17 protein-coding genes are annotated in these 21,152 nt (G+C 50.1%); 8 read left to right on the forward strand and 9 right to left on the reverse strand.

The window, feature by feature from the left end; genetic code table 11:
* Positions 1-968: glutathione-disulfide reductase (gene gorA, locus AACS05_RS22435; protein WP_045448620.1), on the forward strand; the 968-nt coding region annotated here is incomplete at its 5' end.
* 139 nt (positions 969-1,107) lie between these two features.
* Here gorA and AACS05_RS22440 read toward each other — a convergent pair.
* Positions 1,108-1,665, reverse strand: a complete 558-nt coding sequence (locus AACS05_RS22440; protein ID WP_136345375.1) for a hypothetical protein — start codon at positions 1,663-1,665, stop codon at positions 1,108-1,110.
* 510 nt (positions 1,666-2,175) lie between these two features.
* On the reverse strand, positions 2,176-3,570 hold the full coding sequence (locus tag AACS05_RS22445) for a cytochrome-c peroxidase (RefSeq protein WP_045448622.1): 1,395 nt from the start codon (positions 3,568-3,570) through the stop codon (positions 2,176-2,178).
* 425 nt (positions 3,571-3,995) lie between these two features.
* Between AACS05_RS22445 and AACS05_RS22450 the strand changes: the two genes are divergently transcribed.
* On the forward strand, positions 3,996-5,645 hold the full coding sequence (locus AACS05_RS22450; protein WP_045448623.1) for an alpha,alpha-trehalase: 1,650 nt from the start codon (positions 3,996-3,998) through the stop codon (positions 5,643-5,645).
* A gap of 38 nt (positions 5,646-5,683) precedes the next feature.
* On the opposite strand, the gene AACS05_RS22455 is transcribed toward AACS05_RS22450, so the two are convergent.
* Complete coding sequence (locus AACS05_RS22455) at positions 5,684-7,273, reverse strand: STY4199 family HEPN domain-containing protein (RefSeq protein ID WP_045448625.1); 1,590 nt, start codon at positions 7,271-7,273, stop codon at positions 5,684-5,686.
* A 176-nt stretch (positions 7,274-7,449) separates the two neighbouring features.
* Here AACS05_RS22455 and AACS05_RS22460 point away from each other — a divergent pair, with 176 nt between their 5' ends.
* Positions 7,450-7,989 carry a GNAT family N-acetyltransferase gene (locus tag AACS05_RS22460; protein ID WP_045448627.1) on the forward strand — a complete coding sequence of 180 codons (540 nt, stop codon included), beginning with the start codon at positions 7,450-7,452 and terminating at the stop codon, positions 7,987-7,989.
* 90 nt (positions 7,990-8,079) lie between these two features.
* Positions 8,080-8,451 (forward strand): glycoside hydrolase family protein, encoded by a 372-nt coding sequence (locus AACS05_RS22465; RefSeq protein ID WP_045448629.1) that lies wholly within the window; start codon positions 8,080-8,082, stop codon positions 8,449-8,451.
* Here the strand turns inward: AACS05_RS22465 and AACS05_RS22470 are convergent.
* A complete protein-coding gene (locus tag AACS05_RS22470; protein ID WP_045448631.1) occupies positions 8,448-9,050 on the reverse strand; it encodes a helix-turn-helix transcriptional regulator in 603 nt (200 codons plus the stop codon). The genes AACS05_RS22465 and AACS05_RS22470 overlap by 4 nt on opposite strands.
* Positions 9,051-9,419: 369 nt before the next feature.
* Positions 9,420-10,178: an SDR family NAD(P)-dependent oxidoreductase gene (locus AACS05_RS22475; RefSeq protein ID WP_045448633.1), complete on the reverse strand. Its 759-nt coding sequence runs from the start codon at positions 10,176-10,178 to the stop codon at positions 9,420-9,422.
* 119 nt (positions 10,179-10,297) lie between these two features.
* Between AACS05_RS22475 and AACS05_RS22480 the strand changes: the two genes are divergently transcribed.
* From AACS05_RS22480 to AACS05_RS22490, 3 genes are all read left to right on the forward strand, one after another.
* The gene (locus AACS05_RS22480) at positions 10,298-11,197 is read left to right on the forward strand and encodes a LysR family transcriptional regulator (RefSeq protein WP_045448635.1); all 900 of its coding nucleotides are present in this window, start codon (positions 10,298-10,300) and stop codon (positions 11,195-11,197) included.
* A gap of 79 nt (positions 11,198-11,276) precedes the next feature.
* Positions 11,277-12,278 carry an inner membrane protein YhjD gene (yhjD, locus tag AACS05_RS22485; RefSeq protein ID WP_045448637.1) on the forward strand — a complete coding sequence of 334 codons (1,002 nt, stop codon included), beginning with the start codon at positions 11,277-11,279 and terminating at the stop codon, positions 12,276-12,278.
* Between the two features lie 321 nt (positions 12,279-12,599).
* Positions 12,600-13,922 (forward strand): MFS transporter, encoded by a 1,323-nt coding sequence (locus AACS05_RS22490; RefSeq protein ID WP_045448639.1) that lies wholly within the window; start codon positions 12,600-12,602, stop codon positions 13,920-13,922.
* A 45-nt stretch (positions 13,923-13,967) separates the two neighbouring features.
* Here the strand turns inward: AACS05_RS22490 and AACS05_RS22495 are convergent, their stop codons facing one another.
* Positions 13,968-16,028 carry an AsmA family protein gene (locus tag AACS05_RS22495; RefSeq protein ID WP_045448641.1) on the reverse strand — a complete coding sequence of 687 codons (2,061 nt, stop codon included), beginning with the start codon at positions 16,026-16,028 and terminating at the stop codon, positions 13,968-13,970.
* 77 nt (positions 16,029-16,105) lie between these two features.
* On the reverse strand, positions 16,106-16,873 hold the full coding sequence (pdeH, locus tag AACS05_RS22500) for a cyclic-guanylate-specific phosphodiesterase (protein ID WP_045448643.1): 768 nt from the start codon (positions 16,871-16,873) through the stop codon (positions 16,106-16,108).
* Between the two features lie 230 nt (positions 16,874-17,103).
* Between pdeH and AACS05_RS22505 the strand changes: the two genes are divergently transcribed.
* Positions 17,104-18,033 (forward strand): sugar kinase, encoded by a 930-nt coding sequence (locus tag AACS05_RS22505; protein ID WP_045448645.1) that lies wholly within the window; start codon positions 17,104-17,106, stop codon positions 18,031-18,033.
* Between the two features lie 54 nt (positions 18,034-18,087).
* Here the strand turns inward: AACS05_RS22505 and AACS05_RS22510 are convergent, their stop codons facing one another.
* Positions 18,088-19,581, reverse strand: a complete 1,494-nt coding sequence (locus AACS05_RS22510) for a M16 family metallopeptidase (protein ID WP_045448650.1) — start codon at positions 19,579-19,581, stop codon at positions 18,088-18,090.
* Positions 19,582-19,802: 221 nt separating this feature from the next.
* Entirely contained in the window at positions 19,803-21,089 is a 1,287-nt protein-coding gene (gene dctA / locus AACS05_RS22515; protein ID WP_045448651.1) for a C4-dicarboxylate transporter DctC, read from the reverse strand.
* Positions 21,090-21,152: the final 63 nt, after the last annotated feature.

Genomic DNA, 21,152 nt, shown 5'->3' on the forward strand with positions numbered 1-21,152 from the left:
CCATCACTGCCGACCATATTTTGATTGCAACCGGTGGTCGCCCGAGCCACCCGAATATTCCCGGTGTGGAATACGGCATTGATTCAGATGGCTTCTTTGAACTGCCAGCCCTGCCGAAGCGCGTTGCGGTTGTCGGTGCGGGTTACATCGCCGTTGAGCTGGCTGGCGTAATTAACGGCCTGGGTGCAGAAACACACCTGTTCGTGCGTAAACATGCGCCGTTGCGCAGTTTTGACCCGATGATTGTTGAAACCCTGGTTGAAGTGATGAACGCCGAAGGCCCGACTCTGCATACGCATGCCATCCCGAAAGCAGTGGTTAAAAACGCAGACGGCAGCCTGACCCTGGAGCTAGAAGATGGTCGCAGCGAAACTGTGGATTGTCTGATTTGGGCAATCGGTCGCGAACCGGCAACCGATAATTTAAACCTGGCGGCAACGGGCGTGAAAACCAATGAAAAAGGTTATATCGTCGTTGATAAATTCCAGAATACTAACGTAAAAGGCATTTACGCTGTCGGTGATAACACGGGTGCCGTTGAACTGACACCTGTTGCCGTTGCCGCAGGTCGCCGTCTGTCCGAACGTCTGTTTAACAACAAACCGGACGAACATCTGGACTACAGCAACATCCCGACCGTGGTCTTCAGCCACCCGCCGATTGGTACTGTAGGCTTGACCGAACAGCAGGCTCGCGAACAGCATGGCGATGACCAGGTAAAAGTGTATAAATCATCGTTTACCGCGATGTACACCGCGGTGACAACTCATCGTCAGCCGTGCCGTATGAAGCTGGTTTGTGTAGGGCCGGAAGAGAAGATTGTCGGTATCCACGGCATCGGCTTTGGTATGGATGAAATGTTGCAGGGCTTCGCGGTCGCACTGAAAATGGGCGCAACCAAGAAAGACTTCGACAATACCGTTGCAATACACCCGACCGCAGCGGAAGAGTTTGTCACGATGCGTTAATATTGAAAACGCAGCTATACATGTTCTCAGCTCTGGAAAACTGGTTGTAAAAGGCCAGTTTTCCTTACTGAATAGTGTGTATATGTAAGCCCCCAGAATCATTGGGCCATTCACATTTGAAAGATCCATTCTCTATCAGTCATGACAAGGCGATATGACTGGCCGCAATGTATTCTGAAAGAAATAAAGTGTGAATGCTTACGTTCTCGATGCCTACAGTTTTAATAAGAGCCCGGTGATGACTGTGAGCAGCCTGGTGTGAAATACTGCGTGCTCTTACCCAGCGCATATAACGCTCCAGCCCCGCCGCAGCCATGCTCATACGCGCACGACCTGACAGCGTAGTATTTTCCGGGCAACTCCTGCTGAAATATCTGGCAACCTGCGCCGATCGCTCACGAAAACTTTTCGCTGATATTCTGGCGGGCCAGAAACAGGGCAACAATTTCGTTCCACTGCGGTAACGCAAACCGGGCAGAAAAAAAATAAGGTTGCAGTTCGTCTGCTTCAAATAACAGCACAGACGGCGATGCAACACCCTGTTCCGGACGAAAATATAGCAATCGCCACTATTGATCCCTGGGTTCTGATTTAGCAGTTCCTCAGGAGAAACAATGATTGCTTGCTGATGCTTTATTAACGCAGCAGCACCAAGCGCGAAATACTGATTATCTGAAATAATATATACAGCCTTCATTTTGAACATCCTATAAAAAAGCCGTCAACTACAGACTTGAGAACTATTTCGCAACTACCGTAATCTGGTAACGATAAAAAATTATAAGTAATAAAAATGAAACGCTTTTATATATTACAGGATATCTTCCACCCCAAATATAAGCTATATAATAATCAAGTCATGGTATAAAAAGACAACAAATAACAATTTATAAACAAATACATATAATCCGACGTAGCGGTATTTTTTCTTATTTCTGTACGTCTTCATCGTTTAAAATAAGTGTTACAAATAATTCGGGGCCGAGAGTATTGAAGATGAACCGAAAAATATACAGTTTTATTGATGTATGAGATGGTAGGCTTGTTGAAGTGTCGTCGAATTGGCAGTTGCCAGAGATGAATTCGTTCCCCTACTGACCGTCGAATAGTAACAGTGACATGCGTCGGCGTTACGCTTACCAGGCCTAAAAGTCACGGCAATCAGTAGGCCGGATAGGGCATCAGCCGCCATCCGGCATTGTATTGATTACTTACTCTGCATATACGGCGTATAAACCCCGTTAAGGCTTTCAAGGAACGCAACGATATCGTCGATATCTTCCTGCGGGAGTTCTTTGCCAACCTGATAGCGCAGCATCAGTTTGACAGCACCGTCGAGCGTTGGAACATCACCCCGATGGAAATAAGGTGCCGTCAGTGCAACGTTACGCAATCCCGGTACTTTCTGGCGCAATTTGTCACGTAATTCATTGGTAACATTCATACGGCCAATATCAGCGGCTGTCACTTCACCGAAATTAAAGTCCTTTTTCAAACCCAATGGTTCAAATGAACGTCCACCCAGAATAATACCGCCATGACAGGTCGCGCACTTGTTATCCTTAAACAACTGATAACCATGCTTTTGCTGGGCAGTTAACGCCGCTTCATCACCGCGTAACCACTTATCGAACGGCGAATTTGGCGTAATCAGCGTTTTCTCAAACTCAGCAATGGCATCGGTAATATTATCGCCGCTGAATCCCTGGGGGTAGACTGCGGTAAACTCTTGTTTCAGTAGCGGATCTTTATCCAGTTTCTGGATAATTTCATCCCAGGATTTCGATGCCATTTCAATCGGGTTCAACGGTGGACCGCCCGCCTGAGCCTGCAATGTCGGCGCACGACCATCCCAGAATTGTTCAACGTTAAAGACCGAGTTAAATACCGTCGGCGCATTAATAGGACCGACTGCACCACCCACACCAATTGACGTTTTTCTGCCATCCACGCCGCCCGCATTCAGGGCATGGCAGTGGGCACAAGAAATCGTACTGTCTCCGGATATACGCGGATCATGATAAAGCGTAAATCCAAGGGCCACTTTTTGGGCGTCAGTCGGGATGCTTTCCGGTATCGGCTGAACAGGTTCATTACGATGTTGAGGTGCGGTATCACGACTGGCGTAGTACTGCTCACGTTGTTTCGCGATCCAGCCAAGGATCTCTTCGCGCTCCGCATCACTCACCTTACCGGCCCAGTGCAGCGCGGTGTAGCGCGTCGGCGGCATGGTGTCATACTGCATTACCCATTCGATTTTATTCAGATCGCTTTGAGAGACTGGTTTATCCGCGACCAGCGCAGCACGAACAGCTTCAAGATTGAAAGATTTATATCCCAGTTGGATGTCGTAATTCATCAACTGTTTAGCGACAGGAAAAGAAGAATAAAAAGGCAATTCTGCCGAAGGCGTGTGGCAATAATCGCATCCTTTTTCGCGTAAAAAACCTAAAACTTTATTATTGGCTTCCAGTGTAGAGGCCTGAACATCAGCCTGTTTACTTCGTTGATTATCGTGGTACCACACATAACCGGATAATCCAAAATAACCGATCACGATGCCTGCTATAGCAATCGCGGTAAGACGGGTAATGATTTTCATTATTTTACCCTCACCGTTGTGAGTTATTGTGACCCAGAAAATTAAAATAATTAATGCGCAGTCTTTGTCAGACCTGACCATCATAGGAAATGAGGGGGATATTATTTTGATAAGTATCAATCAATTACATGGAGCAGAACTATCAATAGAATAGCCTGTGCCTATTATAAGCAGGAGCCACTACGTATTTCTGTTCACATATCGTTGCAATCGAATGTTCCGAAAATGAAATATATCCATTTTCGCATAATTAAAAATTACCCATTGTTATCATTGAGATACATTTATTCATTGATTCCTGAAAACCATAAAAGTGTGATTGAGCGCACGCTTTATCCATCAAATACCGAAGCGAATGTCTACGCTTAACAGACAGCCGGGCAATAGCCTTACCCTTTCCACATCCACCGGAGGTCTTTCTCATTATGCTCAACCAGAAACTATCCCACGCCCCTTCAGAAGAACTCACGATCGATGTCGATCTGCTTTATGAAATGGATCCGTGCGAGTTAAAGCTGGATGAAATGATTGAGGCAGAGCCCGAGCCAGAGATGATTGAAGGGCTACCCGCCTCTGATGCCCTGACGCCAGCCGATCGCTACCTTGAACTGTTTGAGCACGTCCAGTCGTCAAAACTGTTTGCCGACAGTAAAACATTCCCCGACTGCGCGCCCAAAATGGATCCGCTGGATATTCTTATCCGCTATCGCAAAGTCAGACGACATCGTGACTTTGATCTGAAACGCTTCGTCGAGAACCATTTCTGGCTACCGGAAACGCCCTCCAGTGAATACGTTTCCGACCCGGATAGCTCGCTGAAAGAGCATATCGACCAACTGTGGCCAGTACTAACGCGCGAGCCGCAGGATCACATTCCCTGGTCTTCGCTGCTGGCGTTGCCACAGTCGTATATTGTACCAGGCGGACGGTTTAGCGAAACCTACTATTGGGACTCCTACTTCACCATGCTGGGCCTGGCGGAGAGCGGCCGGGAAGATCTTCTGAAGTGTATGGCGGATAACTTTGCCTGGTTGATTGAAAACTATGGCCACATCCCAAACGGTAATCGCACTTACTATCTGAGTCGCTCTCAACCGCCGGTATTTGCGCTGATGGTGGAATTGTTTGAAGAGGATGGCGTGCGCGGTGCGCGTCGTTACCTGGATCACCTAAAAATGGAGTATGCGTTCTGGATGGATGGTGCCGACTCCCTGGTACTAAACCAGGCCTACCGCCACGTCATCAGAATGCCGGACGGTTCATTGCTCAACCGTTACTGGGACGATCGCGATACTCCTCGCGATGAATCCTGGCTCGAAGACGTAGAGACCGCCAAACATTCAGGTCGTCCCCCCAATGAGGTCTACCGAGATCTGCGTGCTGGCGCTGCCTCCGGTTGGGATTACTCCTCACGCTGGCTTCGCGATGCAGGTCGCCTTGCCAGTATACGCACCACCCAGTTCATCCCTATTGACCTGAACGCATTCCTGTACAAGCTGGAAAGTACCATTGCCAATATTTCCGCGCTAAAAGGCGATCGAGAAACCGAAGCGTTGTTCCGTCAGAAAGCGGGTGACCGCCGTACCGCCGTGAACCGCTATTTGTGGGACGATGAAAATGGCTGTTATCGTGATTACGACTGGCGCCGCGAACAAATGGCTCTCTTTTCTGCAGCCAGTATTGTGCCACTGTATGTAGGTATGGCGACCCATGAGCAAGCCGACCGACTCGCCAACGCAGTGCGTAGCCGCCTGCTAACACCCGGTGGAATTATGGCGACGGAATATGAAACCGGCGAGCAGTGGGATAAACCTAATGGCTGGGCGCCGTTGCAGTGGATGGCAATTCAGGGGTTCAAACTGTATGGTGATGACCACCTGGGGGATGAAATCGCCCGCAACTGGCTGAAAACAGTTAATATTTTTTACCAGGAGCATCACAAACTCATCGAGAAATACCACATCGCGGACGGCACGCCGCGAGAAGGCGGCGGCGGGGAATATCCGTTACAGGATGGCTTTGGCTGGACCAATGGCGTGGTCCGTCGCTTAATCGGCCTGTATGGGGAACCATAATCGCCTTACTGCCTGATAATGCAATACTTGTCAGGCAGTTAGTTAATCGCATCATAAAGCGCTGCGTGAATTTTCTGCCATTTTTTGTTCTCTGCGCTTGGCTCTGCGGCCACACGCAACTGAGCTTGTTCGGCGTTATATTGTTGACGTGCGACAACGTCCGGTACCGAGCAAAAACTTTTTAAATAGCTTTTATGCAGCGACGTTAAGGATGCTCCATTCGACATTGCGTGGCTTAGCGTACTCATAAACTGCTGACAAGGTTTAGCCTCATCCATCTGCGAGGGATAACGTAACAGCAGTTTCAGCACATCGGTATTGCCTGTCGAGAACGCCTGCTCCGTCCATGCCAGTTTCCAGTCCATACCGCCCTGCAAAAACAGTGACGTGACGCGAGTATCGTTGCGATCGATGGCAGCCCGCATATTGAATGAATCCCAGGAGATCCCCATTCGGGTCACCGTTTCCCGGGCGGAAGGCGCATCACGCCGCGGTTCTTCCTGCACAATTTCAACGGACTTCCCGGCGGACGCAAGCGGAGCAGGTGTACTGAAGAGCCAGAATGCCCCCAGCGATATCACCAGCACCATCACACCAACAGCAACCCACAGCATGCCTGAAATGAGCTGCTCGCGTTCTTCTGCCGTACGCTTTGCCCGTTTATCCGGCGGATCGATACTGTCGGCGATTTCCTGTTTATCTCCCCCAGCCTGCTCATCTTTTTGCCTTGCCGTTTCCCAGAACTGGCGGACGAGGTCCTCATCTGATTCCAGATACGACGAGGGATTAGTACGGATACGCCGCTCTTCAAACGCCCGCTGCACAGGGTGCGTAATTTGCCCGTACTGGTGATTTAACAGCATCAATTGTACTGATGTCAGCGGCTGCTGAGCGATAACGCAGTTTCGTGCCTGACGGCAGTCATCCAGAAACATACGCAGCGTTAAGCGCGGTTCGACAAACAGTGTGAGCACCGAAGTATCATTAAAAATCTGGGTAAAGTGACGAACAAACAGCTTCTTATCAACAACCATCAGCGCCAGTTCGCTAAACATCATACCGTCCAGCGCATCACGCCCTTCACCCAGCTTTAGCCAGCGGCGCAGACGATCGGCGCCAAAATGCTGTTTCAGAAAACTGTTTAGCGGGTGTTGATCCGGCCATACCCGGGCGACGAGGGATTTTAGCGTTAACTCTATTGCACGTAGCTGGCGCTGGGCCTTTACCTGTGCGTCCTGACTCCCTGTGTCAAACTCGGTTTGATAGTTCAGCAGCGGCTGCTGCTGGCGCAAATGTTCCAGGGAGGCCACAAAGCGCAGCGCAGAAATCAGCTGATTTTCACTGACATCCTGACCACTTTCATACTGAGGCACATTCTGTTGAAGATGGCGCAATCGCAGGGTGAACTGGCTCAGTTGCGCATCATTCATCTGAAGCCGTCTGGCCACAATCCCCCAACCGCCTAAATTCAGCCGGGCCTGATCGAGTTGCTCCAGAAACCAGCGTGGATCCTTGCCCTCAGCGACGTGTACGCCTAACAGCAGTAAGATTTCCACCGATGCCTGGCGGATGATCCCCAAACAGTGTTCAAATGGCGTACATGTCGCCTGTAACGCGCTATTGGTCATTATCATCCCTAAAAGAGCCGCGAAAATGCGACTTCACAATGTATTTATTTATCTTTTTATAAAGCGGCACTCCACAGATGTGTGCCGTTGTAGACTAAAACACATTCATATACCAAATAGATACGTTTTACAGTGATAACCGCGTAATCGTTGAAAATTATTCAGGAGATAAGCCTGTGCCGGTATTAAAAACATCACGTCTTACCTGTCGCCCACTGGATCAAGGCGATTGGGCGTTCTTTTTAAAATTACAGCAAAACCCTGATGTGATGCGATTTGTCTCCGACGCACGCACTGAAGAAGATGTGCTGACGGTATTCAACTCACGTTTACCCGAGTGGTCTCCAGGAAGCCCACACTGGCTATGTCTGGTGGTTTGCGACAACGACACAGGGTTACCGCTTGGCGTCACTGGATATATTCATGAAAACAATGAATGTGCCGAAGTCGGTTTTTTGTTCGCGCCAGAAGCACAAGGTAAAGGATATGGCGCAGAATCCCTGCGTGCCATCTGCGACTTCGCGTTTACAATTGGAGGCCTACGCCGGTTGACGGCCTGCGTCACCGCAGGCAACCATGCTTCACGACATGTGCTGGAAAAGGTGGGATTCATTCATGAAGGCACGCTACGCGAAAGTTACTGGCTGCATCAAACCTGGCATGACGACTGGATTTTCGGCTTGTTAAAGCGTGAATACCTCTCACCAATGCCATAAGGCGTTTTACTGAAAAAACCGGCTGAATGGCAACTACTATAGCGAGCAGTTCTCTTTAGAATGATGATCTTTACATGAAGAGAGATCGGTATGCAGCTCCATTCAGCACATTTTACGCCGACCTGTATCGCATTTATTAAACAATGGCAGGGTCTGTCACTGGAAAAGTATCAGGACAAAAAGGGTATATGGGTCATTGGTTACGGGCATGAAATCACTGCAGATGAATACTTCGATAAACCTATTTCAGTCATGCAGGCAGATAAACTGCTGCTCGATGATTTGTATGCCTGCGAGGCATTAATACGGACGAAGTTGCCACAACTTAACGATCTGTTTCAGCAGGAAGCGCTTATTGCGTGGATACTCAGCATTGGGATGAAGCAATTTTGTACTTCAGAAATGGGGTCGCTCATATTTCACAGCCAGACACTTTCTGACTGTGAAATAAGTACCCGTTAGTATGATTCGTTTAACATCATTGCTGCCTGAGTACGGTTTTTTACCTCCAGCCGCTGATAAAGCGATTCAAGATGTGCTTTTACCGTCCCGGTACTGATATTTAACGCCCGACCAATTTGTTTATTAGATTCTCCGGCTGCCAGCATAGTCAGGATCTCTCGCTGACGTGCGCTTAACGCTTTTATATTCTGGTTACCGTTCTCTGATACCGCTAAGTAATCTCTGGGTAAAAACATCATACCCATCGCTACACTGTTGATCGCCAGCGTGAACGTTTCCGCGTCAGAATCGCGCGGGACAACCGCCAGTACGTTTAACTGAGTGACTTCCTGCAGCCATTTTTTTCGGCAATCTGTTGCCGTTATCAACACTTTTACCGCCGAAAATAGCTCCGCTATTCGCTGCAGTATTCCACGGCAGAATTCGCCATCAAGATCGCCGTCAAGCATCACCAGCGCATCAGGATTTTCTTCCAGTTTTCGCCAAAGGTCATCTGCCTGACTGACACCCTGAACATCCACTCCTGGAATACGTTGTTGTAAACTTACATTCATTCCATGAATAAATATTGACTGCCTGTCAAACATTATTACCTGCATTATTTCTCTCCGTCCAAATAAGATATTAGCCTTAACACGCGAAGGGTATTACCTACGGGGTAAAATAAGAACTCACCATTTGGCAGAGGCCATTCTACCGATGACAGGATAGGAAAGAAGCAGAAATTATAAATAGTTACAGCTCACAAAAAAGGATTACATAAAGCGTTTAAAATTACGTCAAAGCTTAAGGAACTTCTTATTTTTAGCGTTCAAAAATACCTTTGCAAATATTAATTTCTAAGAGTCTATAACGTTGGCTAAAAATAAGGAACCACGGATGATCGGAGAATATGTTACAAAACACAATATAGCATTAAGTGCTTACTCAGCAGGTACCGCGACCTACTGAATAAGCACCCTGCAGATTTACAGGAACATCCCGCCAGATACCTCGATACGCTGCGCTGTCATCCAGGCCAGGTCATCGCTGAGTAGTGCAGCAATGGCATCACCAATATCATCCGGTAATCCGACACGTCCCAGCGCCGTTTGCGAGGCGATATAGGCATTCAGCTGTGCATTGTCCCGTACGTTCCCACCGCTAAAATCAGTTTCTATCGCCCCTGGCGCAATAATATTTGCAGTAATCCCGCGCTCACCTAGCTCTTTGGCCTGGTAACGGGTTAGCACTTCCATCGCCCCTTTCATGGCAGCATATGCACTGTAGCCTGGCAGGGCAAAACGCGATAATCCGGTCGAGACATTGAGGATCCTGCCCCCCTTTTTCATCAGCGGTAAAAGGCTCTGCGTCAGGAAAAAAGGCCCCTTAAAATGGATGTTCAAAAGTTGGTCAAATTGCGCTTCGGTGAATGCCGAATACGGCGCGTTAATGCCGATCCCGGCATTGTTCAATAAATAATCAAACCCATCGCTTTGCCACTGCGTCTGTAATGCTTCCTGCATCTGTTCAACAAACAGAGGGAAAGCGGAAATATCTCCGACATTCAACGACAATGCTGCTGCTTTGCCACCAGATTGTCTGATTTCATGCACAACCTGCTGCGCTTCTTTTTCATTGCTGTTCCACGTCAGAATAATACCAATTCCTTTGTTCGCCAGCTTCAGCGCCGCGTTTTTACCGAGTCCACGACCGCCACCGGTCACCAATGCGATACGTTGCGTCATAAGAAACCTCATTTCAGGTGTTGTGAAGATTGAGACAGAGCTTATTAGGTGTTAAAAAAACAATAAATATCGCTGATTACGCATTACTGTTTCATCCAGAACAACAATAAGGTATGGCAATGGATAAAATTCACGCAATGCAGTTGTTCATCCGCGTCGCAGAACTGGAAAGCTTTTCTCGCGCAGCGGAAACGCTCGGACTCCCTAAAGGTAGCGTATCGCGCCAGATACAGGCCCTGGAAAACTCGCTGGGTACGCAGCTTCTTCACCGCACCACCCGACGCGTACAGCTTACCCAGGACGGTATGATCTATTACGAACGTGCTAAAGATCTGCTGAGCAATCTGGATGAACTGGACGGGTTATTTCATCACGATCCGGCCAGCATCAGCGGTAAGCTGCGGGTTGATATGCCGGTTGGCGTCGCAAAGAATCTGGTAATACCCCGCCTGCCGGATTTTTTACATCAATACCCAGGTCTTGAAATTGAACTGAGCAGCAGCGATCGCCTGGTAGATTTGATTCGTGAAGGTTTCGACTGTGTGGTGCGTGTTGGTACGTTAAAAGATTCCGGGCTAATTGCTCGCCCGCTGGGAAAACTAACGCAGGTTAACTGTGCCAGCCAACAATATCTGGCCCGTTTTGGCTATCCGGAAAGTCTGGAAGATTTGGCTTCACATGCGGTGGTGCATTACTCAGTGAATTTAGGCTCGCGTTCACAGGGTTTCGAGGTGGCGACAGAAAACGGCACAGAATGGGTGAAAACCGGCGGCATGCTGACGGTGAATAGCACCGAAACATACCATGCGGCATGCCTTGCCGGGTTAGGCATTATTCAGGTACCACGCATAGGTGTACGTGAGGCATTACGCGCCGGAACGCTGGTCGAAGTGTTGCCGCAGTATCGCCCAGAGCCTATGCCGGTTTCTTTATTGTATCCGCACCGTCGCAATCTCTCCCGTCGGGTGCATCTGTTTATGGAATGGTTAACCGGCGTGATGAAAGACTATGTGGATTAGTCTGTTAGACCGATTTTCGGGATTCTGGCTTGAGCAGGCTATAATGACTTGAGTGCACAAAATAAGGACTACCGACCGGATGACGCAGGAACACGATGCAAAACACCCTACGCATACACAAGAACCAACTCCCACAACGCCTGAGAGCAACGCGAAGGCGAACCAGGCTCTGAAAACGGCCATAACCCTGGCGGAAAAGGTCCAGCGCCAACCTGTTATCGCCCACCTCATCCGCGCCACGGAGCGATTTAATGACCGAATGGGGAATCAGTTTGGCGCAGCCATCACCTATTTCTCGTTCCTGTCGATGATTCCCATCCTGATGGTGTCGTTTGCCGCTGCCGGTTTTATTCTCGCGTCACATCCCACGTTGTTGCAGGATATCTTCAATAAAATCCTGATGAACGTCAGCGATCCTACCCTTGCGTCCACGCTGAAAAACACCATCAATACCGCCGTTCAACAACGTACCACCGTCGGTTTGGTGGGGCTTGGGATCGCGCTCTATTCCGGTATTAACTGGATGGGAAATCTACGTGAAGCTATTCGCGCCCAGTCGCGGGATGTCTGGGAGCGCACACCGCAGGATCAGGAAAAAATCTGGATAAAATACCTGCGCGATTTTGTCTCATTGATTGGTTTGCTGATTGCGCTGATCGTTACCCTCTCCATTACGTCCATCGCCGGTTCCGCTCAGCAGATGATTATCTCTGCACTTTATCTCGACGGTATCGAATGGCTGAAGCCAGCCTGGCGACTGATCGGCCTGGCCATCTCAATTTTTGCCAACTATTTGTTGTTCTTCTGGATATTCTGGCGATTGCCGCGCCACCGTCCGCGTAAGAGAGCGCTTATTCGCGGCACATTTATTGCGGCGCTTGGGTTTGAAGCGATTAAAATTATTATGACGTATATGCTGCCGTCGCTGGTGCAATCACCATCAGGTGCGGCGTTTGGCTCCGTGCTAGGGCTGATGGCATTCTTCTATTTCTTCGCCCGCCTGACCTTATTCTGCGCGGCCTGGATAGCAACAGCTGAATACAAAGATGACCCGCGCATGCCGGGGAAAACTCACCGCTAATTCTCATCCCAACAGCGGATTCGTGAGCCGCCTCCGGCTTACGTTCCGCAAGGATCTGTAGGCCAGATAAGATACCTGTATCGTCATCCGGTACTCTTTTTAGAATATAAATCCAGTACGTAACTTTTATTTAACCAAAAACCAGTTTTATTATCCAAGTTTTAAATTATGTGAAGCATTTCATGGAAGAGAAATCTTCAGCCTAAAAATTATCCCCTTTTTGACATATTTTTGACCAGACTCAACGCTTGTTACAGATTGAAATGTCTCTTTTGCTGTGCGTAATATGACCTTTCGTTCGACCAAAAATAAGAAAATATTATGCAAGCAACAGCCACAACGCTCGACAATGAACAGGAACACACGCCGGTCAACTCGCGCAATAAAGTCGTCGTCGCCTCACTTATTGGCACTGCCATTGAGTTCTTTGACTTCTATATATACGCGACCGCTGCAGTGATCGTGTTCCCCCATATCTTCTTCCCGCAGGGCGACCCAGCAGCGGCAACGCTTCAGTCTCTCGCGACCTTTGCCATCGCCTTTGTCGCACGGCCAATTGGTTCTGCCGTGTTCGGACATTTCGGTGACCGCGTAGGGCGCAAAGTGACACTGGTTGCGTCACTGCTCACCATGGGGATTTCTACGGTCGTCATTGGTCTGCTGCCGGGTTATGAAACTATCGGTATTTTTGCACCACTACTGCTGGCACTGGCACGTTTTGGTCAGGGTTTGGGACTTGGTGGCGAATGGGGCGGCGCAGCGTTGCTGGCAACGGAAAACGCCCCTCCGCGTAAACGCGCGTTGTACGGCTCGTTCCCACAGCTGGGCGCACCTATCGGCTTCTTCTTTGCCAACGGCACGTTCCTGTTGCTCTCCTGGCTGCTTACCGATGAGCAGTTTATGAGCTGGGGCTGGCGCATACCGTTTATCTTTTCTGCTGTGCTGGTGATCATCGGCCTGTACGTTCGTGTTTCGCTGCATGAGTCGCCAGTTTTCGCTAAAGTGGCTGCGGCGAAAAAGCAGGTTAAAATCCCGCTGGGTACCTTGCTGACAAAACATGTACGCGTAACGATCCTCGGTACGTTTATCATGCTGGCAACCTATACACTGTTCTATATCATGACCGTCTATTCAATGACGTTCAGTACCGCAGCTGCCCCGGTGGGTCTTGGCTTGCCGCGTAATGAAGTGTTGTGGATGTTGATGATGGCGGTGATTGGCTTTGGCGTAATGGTTCCCGTGGCGGGACTGTTGGCCGACGCGTTTGGTCGTCGCAAGAGTATGCTTATCATCACTACGCTTATCATTTTGTTCGCGCTGTTCGCCTTTAAACCGCTGCTGGGTTCCGGCAATCCGGCGCTGGTGTTCGCTTTCTTGTTGCTGGGGTTAAGCCTGATGGGGCTGACATTCGGCCCGATGGGCGCGCTGCTACCAGAGCTCTTCCCGACCGAGGTTCGCTACACTGGCGCATCATTTTCGTATAACGTTTCGTCAATCCTTGGTGCTTCCGTTGCTCCGTATATTGCCGCCTGGTTGCAGGGAAACTATGGTCTGCCAGCGGTCGGCATTTACCTGGCGTCAATGGCGACATTAACGCTGATAGCACTGTTGTTAACCCACGAAACACGTCACCAGTCGTTATAATTTGCTTGCCGGATAGCGGTGCTATCCGGCAATTCTCTTCTGCAATCACTTCTTCATCTGCGACAAAATAGTCCTGCACTGGTTGGCCTCACCTTCAGAGGGTGAAATCAGCGCCAGCAGGGCAGCCGCAGGTGTGACTAAGGTTGCCAGCGCTGCGGCAACCGCGCCACGCGCAATCAGCGGCCCGGCTTTCACCCCGGCCTGTGGATCCTTGAATGTCCCGCGAACATACAGCGGTGAACGCAGGGTGATAATACGGATACCTTTACTCTCGGGATCAATGGTTAAATCCAGCTGTTCAGAGGCAAAGCTCGCGGTTCCGGTCACATTGATGACCGCATTTTCGGTATCGAACGCAAAAATCTGCGGACGCGCAACACCATTGACGATATCCAGATTCGCCGCCGCACAGTTCACCCGGACCTCGTCATCACCGAATATCTGCCCGACGATATAGTTACCCAGATTCAGTCCAACAATTTCCATCAGATTTCGACTGATAAGACCATCATTCATCAGCAGCTTCAGATTGCCATTACTGTTACCAAGCAGTGCCGCCACTGAATTCCCGCTACCGCTAAATCTGGCATCTCCGTTCATTTCGCCCAACGTTTTCTGCATCAGTTCCACATCCGGCATTAGCTCTTTCAGCTTCAGGCGGCGAGCCTGTATATCCGCACTTCCTTGCATCGGCTTTTTATTCCCTTGCAAATGGATGCTTGAAACAATGCTGCCCCCCGCCAGACCAAATTTCAGCGGCTGCAACCGCAAGTCGGCATTTTTCAGGATGATATGAGTGGAGAGATCGCTGATGGTCAGGCTACTGCCGTGCTCAATACGTCGTCCTTTAAAACGCACGTCAGCGTCCATCACGTTCCATTTATCGGTTTCGAAGCGGTCGTATGGCAACACTTTACCCGCAGGCTGAACGCTTTTTTCACCTTTGCGTTGTTCAGATTTTTTCGCCCGCTCCGCACCTTTCCCGGAGTCGACGCCAATCAGTGGTCCCAAATCAGCTAACCGCAACTGGCGCGACTCAACATCGCCTTCCAGCTTCGGACGCGGCTTACCAGTGGTATAGGCGAGCGTACCGTGAATATCGCTGTCGCCAATGCGGCCATTAAAATCACGATAATTAAAAACTGAAGATTTGCCGGTATCGATTTTTGCCACCAAGCGCCCGTCAGTTTCAAATGGTGGGGTGTCCGGCAGAAGTACCCCCGTCAAATCGTACAAATCCCCTAATGAATCACCTGAGAATTTAAGCTGGAGATCCACGCCCCCCATCTTCATCGGATCCTTCACCGTTCCTGTAAATGCCACACGCGTGTTATCCGAACGGAAATCGGCCTGTACCGGGAAAGGCGTACCTTCCCCCCGTAATGCCAGCATTCCACCTATTTTCCCTGTCCCGGTTAGCGGTTCGCCGTTATATCGCCCTTGCGCTTTCAGACCAAAAACGTAGTCTCCGACGCTGGCGCTACTCTCTTTGCTTTTCGTTCCGGTCACTTCACTAAAGGGAAGCGGCTTGCCCAACGGATCGACCAGAATTTCAATCTCAGAGCGAGTCACCTTATCGTTGATGGCTATGCGCCCCTGATCGAACAGAATGTTATCCAGACGGAAAGACCAGGCAGACGGCGAAGTATTGGGTTCGCGATTGTCATCTCCCGCCAGGGTAAAGGTCCAGTTGTTGTTTTTCTCCGACAGGCGGATAAGTCGTGCATCCGGTTTCACCAGCTTGATCCACGGTAGCCAGACGGTTTTCGTCAACAAAGCCAATGGGGCAAGCGTCGCTTCAACACGGGGAAGATGTACCATCGTGACATCAGGAATATCTGGCGGGTTGCCGAGGATGATATCTTCAGCATGAACATGCGGCCACGGAATCCAGCTTCGCCAGCCGGTCTCCTGCTTCTGGCGCTCCCAGACAACGCCTAAATCCCCCCGAATGGCGAATGGTCGGTTAAGTTCAGTAGAGACTTTCTGGTTGATGGTCGGTTTGAGCCGGTTCCAGTCAAATGTCGCAATCACCATGATGAGTACGACGATCAACAACAAGAAAACCCCTGATACTATGGCGGTTATTTTGCCTGCTTTCGTCATATATTACGTCCTCGTTTCCATCCTTGCCTGTCCTAAAGATAGTCCAGCAGGGCAAAAGGAGACACGCTACGACCATATCAAAGCGACAAGATCACCTCTTCAAGGGTATCCAGTGGGACCGGGCGAGAGAGGAAATAGCCCTGTGCGGCGAAAGCCGGTGAGTTTTGCACATCACGCCACTCTTCCAGCGTTTCTACACCTTCGACGATCACGCCACGGCAATAGCGGTTCATTAACTGTAATAACAGCGTGAACAGGTTCCGACCTTCCGGCGTCTGGCGCAGCATAACAAACAGGTCCCGCGCCACTTTAATGTAGTCATAACTGACTTCGCTGAGGGCCGAAAAATTCGCCATTCCGGTACCAAAATCATCCAGCCAGAGTGGCCCGAACTCGCACATAGAGGCGAAAGACGATCCCTTCGGCAGGCGAATATGCTCCACCAGCTCGAATCGCAGCCAGGGCAGGCATTCGATGATTTTCAGTATTTCAGCCTCCTGGCGCATCGCAATTAACGTCGGTCCATCAACATTCACTGACGCCAGCAGACCGTGGGCCCTGAAAAATTCGCCTTTTAACTGCAACTGGTGAAGCTGCTCTTTCACCACGTCAACCCGGTGTCGAACGGCCACTTCAGCAAAATAACGATCCGGCGCAATACGGTGGGAAGGGTTATCAGGATGGCTCACGACAGTCAGCAGCTCAACGGCCATCAGTCGCCCATTGGTCTGGTAAATCGGCTGATAGGTGTAAGCACGCTCGCACTGCAGCCAATAGCGTCGCTCAAGCAAGCTTTCGATACTCGCATCAGGCGTAATTAGCTGCTGGGTAACCTGCTTTATCATCTGAGGTGTCCTGTAAATAAGAGTGTGACTGACCGGACTCGTCAAAGGTTATCGGCGCTCGGGCGCAGAACTTTACGTTCAGCGCAACGCAAAATAAAAAACTAAGCGGCAAAAATCACACAGAACACGTGCTGGCTCAAAAAATTAATGGAACGATGTTTTAATATAGTTGACCACATACTACCCACAGCGCACACTAACGCTAATTTTTTTCAGAGCAGGTTACGACTATGTCCAGAAAGATTGCCGTGATTGGCGAATGCATGATTGAGCTGTCACAGAAAGGTGCTGATGTTCAGCGCGGATTCGGTGGCGACACGTTGAATACATCCGTTTATATCGCCCGTCAGGTCGATTCTGCGGCACTTTCCGTACACTATGTGACGGCGCTGGGCACTGACAGTTTCAGCCAACAAATGCTGGAATCCTGGCACAGCGAAAACGTCGATACCTCTTTAACGCAGCGTATGGAAAATCGCCTCCCAGGTCTCTATTACATTGAGACAGACAACACCGGTGAACGCACCTTCTATTACTGGCGTAATGAAGCTGCGGCAAAATTCTGGCTGGAGAGTGAACAGTCTGCCGCCATTTGCGAAGAACTGGCCACATTCGACTACCTGTATCTGAGTGGAATAAGCCTGGCGATATTAAGCCCATCCAGCCGTGAGAAGCTGCTATCGCTGCTCCGCGAATGCCGCGCCAACGGTGGAAAAGTCATATTTGACAACAACTACCGTCCACGTCTGTGGAGCAGTAAAGAAGAGACACAGCAGGTGTATCAGCAGATGCTGGAATGCACCAATATCGCGTTCCTGACGCTGGATGATGAAGACGCATTGTGGGGCGAAAAACCCGTTACCGAGGTGATTGCCCGCACTCACGCAGCTGGTGTGCAGGAAGTGGTTGTGAAGCGTGGCGCAGACTCTTGCCTGGTTTCCATCGCTGGCGAAGAACTCATTGATGTACCGGCTGTAAAATTACCGAAAGAGAAGGTCATTGATACCACGGCTGCAGGAGACTCCTTCAGCGCAGGATATCTGGCAGTACGCTTAACCGGTGGCGATGCCGCAGAAGCCGCCAAACGCGGCCACCTGACAGCAAGCACTGTTATTCAGCATCGTGGGGCGATTATTCCACGCGACGCAATGCCACAATAGAATGTCACACTAGTTTTATTCCCCCTCTCCCGACCGGGAGAGGGAAATTCCTGCTTATTGCACCGGCGGAATATCCGTCACTTCAGGATGAGCCTCATCCGTTTCGACAGCAGTCGCCGCGGTTGTCACAGGTGCCATAATTTGATCCCACGTAGCCTGCAAGTCCTTCATATTGAATTCAGGTTCACCTTTCGGCTGGAGCAGAATTAACGCCATCTCTTGCGATAATTGCTGGCGCAGGTTCTGGTTCAACATTTCGACGGTCAGGCCGTTGAGGAAGTTCTGGCGTAAACGCTGGTACTGCTCTGGCGCGATATCCACTACCTGATTTTGCAGCGAACGCAGGCGCTGGCTGATCAAAATATCGGTATCGGTACGACCATAGGTGGCAAACAGTTTCTGCAGCTCCAGATTCTTTTGCGCCACCAGCGCATTGAACTCTTCTTCCGGTAGACCTTTATCACGCACTTTCGCCAGTTCACGCGCGACCATGCCAAGATTCGCGTTCAGTTTATCGTTCGGAGACTCAACGTTAATGGCGCACTGCGCGCGCAGGAACAGAACCCGACAGTCAAAACCAAGGCCGATATCTTTAGCGTTGTTTTTGGTTAGCGTTTGCTGAATATGCCAGAACAGCGCCTCACGGGCTAAATCAGCACGCCAGTAGCGCAACAGCGCGGAGGATTCGCGGATAGGCTGCCACGGTGTATCCCACATGATGGAAAGGCGATCCTGACGCACTGCATCGGTCATAATGCTAACCGCTTCGGCACGCAGTGGAGAGAGCGTAGGTACTGGTGCCGGCGTTTCGCGTTTTCCTTTTAACTCACCAAAGGTTTTATTGATTTGCTCAGCCACGCTGCGCGCATCAACATTACCGACGATAATCAGCGTCATGGCATCCGGGGTATACCATTTCTGATAGAACGACTGAATTTTCGCCGCATCAATTGGTGTTTTCAGCGGATCGGCGGGATCATGTCCCAACAGCGTCGATCCCTTCAGACGATAACGCCACCACCCTTCTTTGGTATCCATAGGCCAGGTCGCAACCATATCTTCGCTATTCAGCGCATGATTGACCGTTTCAGGCGTGATGGTCAGCTTGCCGGAAATGTTCGCCAGATAAGATAACGACTCTTTCAGCAGGTCATTGCGGCTGTTAGGCAAACTGAGGTTATACAGTGTGGAATCATAGGAAACGATAACGGGCGGCATGGGACGTTTTGGATCGAACCCCTGCTGCCACAATGAACGGGCTTGCGCGGCATCCAGACCACCGCTTTGCGTCAGCGCAATGCGAGGGATCGCATGGCTGAAACCACTCTGTTGCGTACTTTCGGTGAGTGAACCGGTATTAACCAGCAGGCGAACCTCTATGCGGTCGCTGGGACGCTGGGGCGTGGCGAGAACTTGCCACTGTAAGCCATTTGCCAGCGTGCCCTGTTGCCACGCCGGGTCAGGCTGGAGCGCATCTGCCTGCACATAGCCGGCAGAGGCCATCATCAGCAAGCCGCCCGCTAAAAGTCGAATTTTTGTGCCCTGCATGTGAACCCCTGATCAACAATCCTGGTAATAAAAAGACAGTCCTGAAAGGACTCTCTGAATATGACGTTAAAAACACTTCGTGTTAGACCGCGAGAACATAAAAATGTCACGGAAGAAGTGAAAAAATCCCAAAGCCATCGTATTGATGAATTCGGGCACAGGGGTCAATTATGCGCAGGAGCCCGTAGCCCTACAAGGGACTACGGGCATAAGTGACGAGATTAAGAGGATAATTCGTGCGTTTTGCCATCCGGCGCACGATTATTCAGCACATCATCCAGCTTTTTGTGGTCCAGTTCTTTCACCCATTTAGCAACGACAACCGTTGCCACACCGTTACCAACCAGGTTGGTCAGCGCGCGGGCTTCAGACATGAATCGGTCAATACCAAGAATCAACGCCAGACCGGCAACCGGCAAATGACCCACGGCGGAGATAGTCGCAGCCAGAACAATAAAGCCGCTTCCGGTAACACCCGCAGCCCCTTTCGAGGAGAGCAGCAGCACCACCAGCAGAGTTATCTGATGGAAGATATCCATATGACTGTTCGTTGCCTGCGCGATAAATACCGCCGCCATCGTCAGATAGATCGACGTACCATCAAGGTTAAACGAGTAGCCTGTAGGGATAACCAGTCCGACTACCGACTTCCGACAGCCCAGCTTTTCCATCTTATCGAGCATACGCGGCAGCGCCGACTCGGAAGAAGATGTGCCCAGAACGATCAACAGTTCTTCACGGATATAGCGGATGAACTTGAAGATGCTAAAGCCGGTTGCACGGGCAATCGATCCCAGCACCACCACCACAAACAGAATACAGGTGATGTAGAAGCAGATAATCAGCTGACCCAACTGTACCAGCGTTCCGACGCCATATTTACCGATGGTAAAGGCCATGGCACCGAAAGCACCGATTGGCGCCAGGCGCATGATCATGTTGATGATGCCGAAAATGACCTGCGAGAAGCTTTCAATTACGTTGAAAATCATCTGGCCTTTGCTGCCCAGACGATGCAGAGCAAAACCAAACATTACCGCAAACAGCAATACCTGCAGGATGTTGCCACTGGCGAACGCCCCAATGACGCTACCCGGGATAATATCCATCAGGAAGCCCACAATCCCCTGGTCTTTTGCCTGTTCAGCGTAAATCGCTACTGCTTTAGCATCCAGCGTCGCCGGATCGACGTTCATCCCGGCACCAGGTTGCACCACGTTGACGATGATAAGACCGATGATCAGTGCAATTGTACTGACCACTTCAAAATAAAGCAGGGCAACCGCACCGGTGCGGCCTACTGCTTTCATACTTTCCATACCTGCAATGCCGGTGACGACAGTACAGAAGATGACAGGTGCGATGACCATCTTAATAAGCTTAACGAACGCGTCGCCAAGCGGTTTCATTTGGGCGCCTAATTCAGGGTAGTAATGGCCAAGGAGAATACCAATGGCAATTGCTGTCAGGACCTGAAAGTAAAGGCTTTTGAAGATAGAGGTTTTCATAGGGTGTCCTTAAAGTAAAAACCACAGGTCTTGTAAGGTTTTATTTAACCTGCGGCCTTAAAG

Origin of the sequence: Citrobacter sp. S-77 (assembly GCF_963864895.1) — a bacterium.
GTDB lineage: Bacteria > Pseudomonadota > Gammaproteobacteria > Enterobacterales > Enterobacteriaceae > Citrobacter > Citrobacter murliniae.

Coding starts and splice junctions, on each gene's coding strand:
- AACS05_RS22440 (WP_136345375.1), bottom strand. CDS start 1,665: ATGAAGGCTGTATATATTATTTCAGATAATCAGTATTTCGCGCTTGGT.
- AACS05_RS22445 (WP_045448622.1), bottom strand. CDS start 3,570: ATGAAAATCATTACCCGTCTTACCGCGATTGCTATAGCAGGCATCGTG.
- AACS05_RS22450 (WP_045448623.1), top strand. CDS start 3,996: ATGCTCAACCAGAAACTATCCCACGCCCCTTCAGAAGAACTCACGATC.
- AACS05_RS22455 (WP_045448625.1), bottom strand. CDS start 7,273: ATGACCAATAGCGCGTTACAGGCGACATGTACGCCATTTGAACACTGT.
- AACS05_RS22465 (WP_045448629.1), top strand. CDS start 8,080: ATGCAGCTCCATTCAGCACATTTTACGCCGACCTGTATCGCATTTATT.
- AACS05_RS22470 (WP_045448631.1), bottom strand. CDS start 9,050: ATGCAGGTAATAATGTTTGACAGGCAGTCAATATTTATTCATGGAATG.
- AACS05_RS22475 (WP_045448633.1), bottom strand. CDS start 10,178: ATGACGCAACGTATCGCATTGGTGACCGGTGGCGGTCGTGGACTCGGT.
- AACS05_RS22480 (WP_045448635.1), top strand. CDS start 10,298: ATGGATAAAATTCACGCAATGCAGTTGTTCATCCGCGTCGCAGAACTG.
- yhjD (WP_045448637.1), top strand. CDS start 11,277: ATGACGCAGGAACACGATGCAAAACACCCTACGCATACACAAGAACCA.
- AACS05_RS22490 (WP_045448639.1), top strand. CDS start 12,600: ATGCAAGCAACAGCCACAACGCTCGACAATGAACAGGAACACACGCCG.
- AACS05_RS22495 (WP_045448641.1), bottom strand. CDS start 16,028: ATGACGAAAGCAGGCAAAATAACCGCCATAGTATCAGGGGTTTTCTTG.
- pdeH (WP_045448643.1), bottom strand. CDS start 16,873: ATGATAAAGCAGGTTACCCAGCAGCTAATTACGCCTGATGCGAGTATC.
- AACS05_RS22505 (WP_045448645.1), top strand. CDS start 17,104: ATGTCCAGAAAGATTGCCGTGATTGGCGAATGCATGATTGAGCTGTCA.
- AACS05_RS22510 (WP_045448650.1), bottom strand. CDS start 19,581: ATGCAGGGCACAAAAATTCGACTTTTAGCGGGCGGCTTGCTGATGATG.
- dctA (WP_045448651.1), bottom strand. CDS start 21,089: ATGAAAACCTCTATCTTCAAAAGCCTTTACTTTCAGGTCCTGACAGCA.